The organism is Halomonas sp. BC04, assembly GCF_000568385.1.
This window is the reverse complement of record NZ_AZQX01000422.1, coordinates 1-5,090: the sequence shown is the minus strand read 5'-3', so window position 1 is coordinate 5,090 and position 5,090 is coordinate 1. Positions and strand designations below refer to the sequence as shown.

General features: G+C 63.6%; 2 protein-coding genes and 3 pseudogenes. 4 read left to right on the top strand and 1 reads right to left on the bottom strand.

The window, feature by feature from the left end; genetic code table 11:
* A pseudogene (locus Q427_RS30815) lies at window positions 1-1,072 on the bottom strand (transglycosylase SLT domain-containing protein); the annotation flags it as partial.
* Between the two features lie 359 nt (window positions 1,073-1,431).
* Between Q427_RS30815 and Q427_RS27920 the strand changes: the two are divergent.
* From Q427_RS27920 to Q427_RS27905, 4 genes and pseudogenes are all read left to right on the top strand, one after another.
* A complete protein-coding gene (locus Q427_RS27920) occupies window positions 1,432-1,959 on the top strand; it encodes a PaaI family thioesterase (protein ID WP_231613969.1) in 528 nt (175 codons plus the stop codon).
* Entirely contained in the window at window positions 1,952-2,422 is a 471-nt protein-coding gene (locus Q427_RS27915) for a PaaI family thioesterase (RefSeq protein WP_043518855.1), read from the top strand. Before Q427_RS27920 ends, Q427_RS27915 begins: the two co-directional genes overlap by 8 nt.
* A 94-nt stretch (window positions 2,423-2,516) precedes the next feature.
* Window positions 2,517-4,420 (top strand): annotated as a pseudogene (gene htpG / locus Q427_RS27910) (molecular chaperone HtpG).
* Between the two features lie 256 nt (window positions 4,421-4,676).
* Window positions 4,677-5,090 (top strand): annotated as a pseudogene (locus Q427_RS27905) (Re/Si-specific NAD(P)(+) transhydrogenase subunit alpha); the annotation flags it as partial.

The window sequence follows — 5,090 nt, the reverse complement described above, 5'->3', positions numbered from 1 at the left end:
GTACGCTGCACGGCCGGCCACTGGCGACTTCCTGGCGATACGCCTCGTCGAAGCCATTGCGCTCCAGGTTCAGGGAATAGGGACGATTGAGACGGTCCGAGGCGGCGAAGGCAAAGAAGTTTCGACCATCGGCGGCACGAGCATAGGCGACCTGGGCGCGCTCCGAGTCGCCCAGCTGTTCGTGAGCCCGCGCCTTCCAGTATTGCCAACGGCTATTGTCGCGGGTTTCGTCGGGCATCGCCTCGATCCAGCGCAGCGCGCCGGTCCAGTCCCGGCTGGTCAGCGCATGGCGCACACGCAGCTCGAGTACCCGCGCGGTGCCGACGCGGGGCAGGATATCGTCCACCCAGCCCCGGTTGTTGTCGATGTTGCGTACCAGGGAGTAGAAGGCCAGGTCCTCCTCGATGGCGTGGCGATGTTCGCCGTCGAAGGTCAGGTAAGGGGCGACCTTGCGCCATGCCTCCATGGCGGCTTCGGTATCGGCTCGGGTGAAGCCGTGCATGGCGGCGGCAAACAGCGCTCCGCTGCCGCGACACTCGGGGCCGATACAGTTGGGCACCCGGGTTATGGCGGAATAGTCCCCCTGCAGTCGGGCCTTGGCGTCCCGGGCTTCCTGCCAGTGACTGCCGAGCTGGCGACCCAGGTAGCTGGCAAGGCCGCTTTCGCCTTGCTGCCAGGCCAGCATCTTGCGCTCCCAGATATCGACTTCGCTGATCTCCCCCTTTTCCCGCAGGTGGCGGAACAGGGTATCGCAGGCCGACGGCTGTGAGCTGCCCACGTGCCAGAGTTTCCGGCCTCCCTCTGCGGCGGCTTGCGGATTGCTGCCCAGCAGCGCCGTGTAGTAGTGGCACTGGCGTTCGGCCCCCGCGGGCTTGCCATCGGCGACGGCAAGGACGGCGCCGTAGCGGCCGGCACTGCCGTAGCGGCTCGATGGCCTGGCCGCGCATCCACTCGGCCAGGGGGGCGTCCTTGTGGCGCTCGATGTAAGCCAGCACCTGGCTGGGCTCGGCCTGGGGCAATTGATGGCGCAGACGGTGGTACTCCACGTAGCCGGAGAGCACGTGACCGTCAATGGCGCTGTCGTCAAGCTTGTCCCACTGCTGGTTGCGTGCTGCCTCCAGCGCCTCGCGCATGGCGCTGTCACTGGGCTGGGCATGGGCAATGAGCGGCAGACTGATGGCTGCCGCCGCGAGCCAGGCGGCGGCGCGGATAACCGGGTGTCGATGGCGCATGGTGTCGGCCTCCGGAAGGCTGAAGTCGGATCCTCTCTATCGTCGCCCATTGGAGCATATTTGAGCAGTGGTTGGGTGACGTTTTACAGAGTAATGGTAGGTAGCGTTTAACGCCCGGCCGCTTGTGCGGACGCAGCCCGAAGGCTAGGCTAAGCAAGTTTCGATCAAACGCTTGTTGGGCAGCTTCGGGGGTGTGGATGTGAGCCAAGATGAACAAACTGCCGAGGCCAACGGTCCTGGCCCCGAGGCGTGGCGAACCGCTCTGTCCCGCTTCGTCAACGTGATTCCGCATACCCGCGAGTTGGGGCTCGAGGTGATCGGCGTGGTTCCTCCGGAAGTGACGATGCGGCTTCCCTGGCGCGACGAGCTGCTTGGCGATACCACCCGGGGGCTGGTGCATGGCGGCGTCCTCACCATGCTGCTGGATACCGTCTGTGGCTCCGCCGTACTCTGTGGCCTGCCCTCGCCGGAGGTCTGCCCTACCCTTGACCTGCGGGTCGATCATTACCGGCCGGCGGTGGCTGGCAAGCCCATCATGGCCAGGGCCCGCGTGCTGTCGGTGACCGAGTCGGTGGTCTTCACCGAAGGTACGCTCTGGCAGGAGCCCGAGCGTCCGATTGCTCGTGGCATCGGCAACTTCATGCGCCTGGGGCCGCGCAATACGCCGCCGGGCTTTGTTGAGGCGCTGTTCGGCGAAGTGAATGACGGAGCAAATGACCATGCTTGACGACTTTCACGATGCGGCCTGGCTGGAGAAGACTCGGGCCGAGGGTGATGTGACCGCCTGGCTGGCGCGGGTGCCCTATGCCCGCTTCATCGGCGTATCGGCATCGCCTGACGCCGAGGGAGACGGCATGGTCTTTCATCTCGAACCCCACGCGCACAATGTCGGTAATATCCTGCTGCCGGCCATTCACGGCGGAGTCGTGGCCGCCTTCATGGAGACGGCGGGCACCCTCGACTTGATGCTCGCGGCGCGGACTCCCCGGTTGCCGCGCATCGTCGACTTCTCCATTGACTATCTGCGCGCTGCCCGCGTGATACCCACCCACGCCCGCTGTCGCCTGCTGCGGGAAGGTCGTCGCATGGCCAATGTTCAGGTCACAGCCTGGCAGGAGCGTGAGGAGGAACCCGTGGCCACGGCGCGCCTGCACTTTGTGTTGAGTGCCGCGGAAGAAAGCAACGCTTGAAATTTCCCCCTCGGGCCCCATATCGCAGAACAGTTCTACACGTGCGACGCCATGGAGGCGTCGCCGCTGGTTCAAGCCATGAGGTAACCGATCCATGTCCACTATCGCTCACGAGGAAACGCTCGGCTTCCAGACCGAGGTCAAGCAGCTGCTGCATCTGATGATTCACTCCCTCTATTCCAACCGGGAGATTTTTCTACGCGAGCTGATTTCCAACGCTGCCGACGCCTGCGACAAGCTGCGCTATGCGGCGCTGGATAACGACGGCCTGTATGAGGGTGACAGTGAGCTGCGCATCGAGATCGAGCACGATCAGGAGGCCGGCACGGTAACGGTGCGCGACAACGGCATCGGCATGAGCCGTGACGAGGTGATTCAGAACCTGGGCACCATTGCCCGCAGCGGCACTGCCGAGTTCCTCAAGCAGCTCTCCGGCGAGCAGCAGAAGGACGCCAGGCTGATCGGCCAGTTCGGGGTTGGCTTCTACTCCAGCTTCATCGTCGCCGATGAGGTAACGGTGCGTACCCGCAAGGCCGGCTCGGACAAGTCCGAGGGCGTCGAGTGGCGATCCAGGGGCGAAGGGGAGTTCACCGTCGCCGATGTCGAGAACGAGCGGCATGGCACCGAGATCGTGCTGCACCTCAAGTCGGATGCCAAGGAGTTTGCCGACGAATTCCGCCTCAAGGGTCTGGTGCGCAAGTACTCCGACCATATCGAGGTGCCGGTGCGCATGCCCAGGGTCGAGACCGCCAAGGACGACGACGGCAAGGAGATCGAGGCAGTGAGGTCACCACCTGGGAGACCGTCAACGAGGCCACCGCACTCTGGTCACGCCCCAAGGGTGAGATCTCCGACGACGAATACAAGGCGTTCTACAAGCATGTCGCCCATGACTTCAGCGATCCGCTGGCCTGGAGCCACAACAAGGTCGAGGGCAAGCTCGAATATACCAGCCTGCTCTACGTGCCGGGGCGTGCACCCTTCGACCTCTATGAGCGGGATGGTGCCCGTGGCGTGAAGCTCTACGTGCAGCGCGTCTTCATCATGGACGACGCCGAGCAGTTTCTGCCGCTCTACCTGCGTTTCATCAAGGGTGTGCTCGATACCCGCGAGCTCTCTCTCAACGTTTCCCGGGAGCTGCTGCAGCAGGACCCCAAGGTCGAGAAGATCAAGAGCGCGCTGACCAAGCGGGCGCTGGACATGCTCAAGAAACTGGCCAAGGACAAGGAGGCCTACCAGACCTTCTGGAACACCTTTGGCACCGTGCTCAAGGAGGGGCCGGCGGAAGATTACGCCAATCGCGAGAAGATCGCCGGGCTGCTGCGCTTCTCGTCAACCCACACCGATAGTGCGACCCAGGATCAGTCGCTGGCCGACTACGTCGAGCGCATGAAGGAGGGGCAGGCCAAGATCTACTACATCGTCGCCGACAGCTTCAATGCGGCCAAGTCGAGCCCTCACCTGGAGATCTTCCGCAAGAAGGGTATCGAGGTGCTGCTGCTCTCCGATCGCATCGATGAGTGGCTGACGAGCCACCTCACCGAGTTCGACGGCAAGACCCTGGTCGACGTGGCCAAGGGCGAGCTTGACCTCGGTGAGATCGAGGGCGAAGAGGAGAAGAAGGCCCAGGAGGAGACCGCCAAGGCCAAGGAGGACCTGGTCAAGCGGGTCAAGGAGGCATTGGGCGATGAGGTCCAGGAGGTCAAGGTGACCCACCGCCTGATCGATTCACCGGCCTGTGTGGTGCTGCCGGAGCACGAGATGGGCTTTCAGATGCGTCGCATCATGGAAGCCGCCGGTCAGAAGGTGCCGGAGGTCAAGCCGATCCTCGAGCTCAACCCGGAACATGCGCTGGTCGATCGGCTCGAAGCGGCAGAGGGCGATCGTTTCGCCGATCTGGCGCGCATCCTGCTCGACCAGGCGATCATCGCCGAGGGGGGGCATCTCGACGACCCGGCGGCCTACGTCAAGCGGCTCAATGCGCTGCTGACGACCTGATCCGTCCAGGGGCATTATCCCATTGTAACACCATGCCACAGGCCGCCTTCGGGCGGCCTGTGCGCCGTCTCTCTTACGCCTCATATCACCCTTGACGTCAACGTCACCCCTCCTTTTTTCCGTTATTTCAGCCGGATAGTGCTACCTTTGGTTGCCATCGATCAGGCGCGCTGCTGTTGTGCATTGCGTCATGGTCAGGTATGAATGGTGGGTTTGACCTATCCGAAACTTCGATAACACATAAGGGAGATCCAACGTGAAGATTGGTGCACCCAAGGAGCTCGCCCAGGGGGAGGCACGCGTTGCGCTGACCCCTGACAGTGCGCAGCTCATCCATAAGCTTGGACACGAATGCCTGATCGAATCCGGGGCCGGTAGCGCTGCCGGCTTCGACGACGATGCCTACCGCGCTGCCGGCGTCACCGTGGTGGAGAGTGCCGAGGCGCTCTGGCGCGAGGCCGAGATAGTTATCAAGGTGCGAGAGCCCAGCGACGCAGAGGCAGACTCGCTGCGGGACGGCCAGACGCTGATCAGCTTCTTCTGGCCGGCCCAGAACGAGACGCTGCTGGAGCGCTGCCGGGCCAGGGGCGCCACCGTGGTCGCCATGGACATGGTGCCGCGAATCTCCCGGGCACAGAAGATGGATGCCCTGTCGTCGATGGCCAACATT

What these genes read in the sequence shown, in the direction of transcription:
- Q427_RS27915 (WP_043518855.1), top strand. Translation starts at nt 1,952, where the DNA reads ATGCTTGACGACTTTCACGATGCGGCCTGGCTGGAGAAGACTCGGGCC.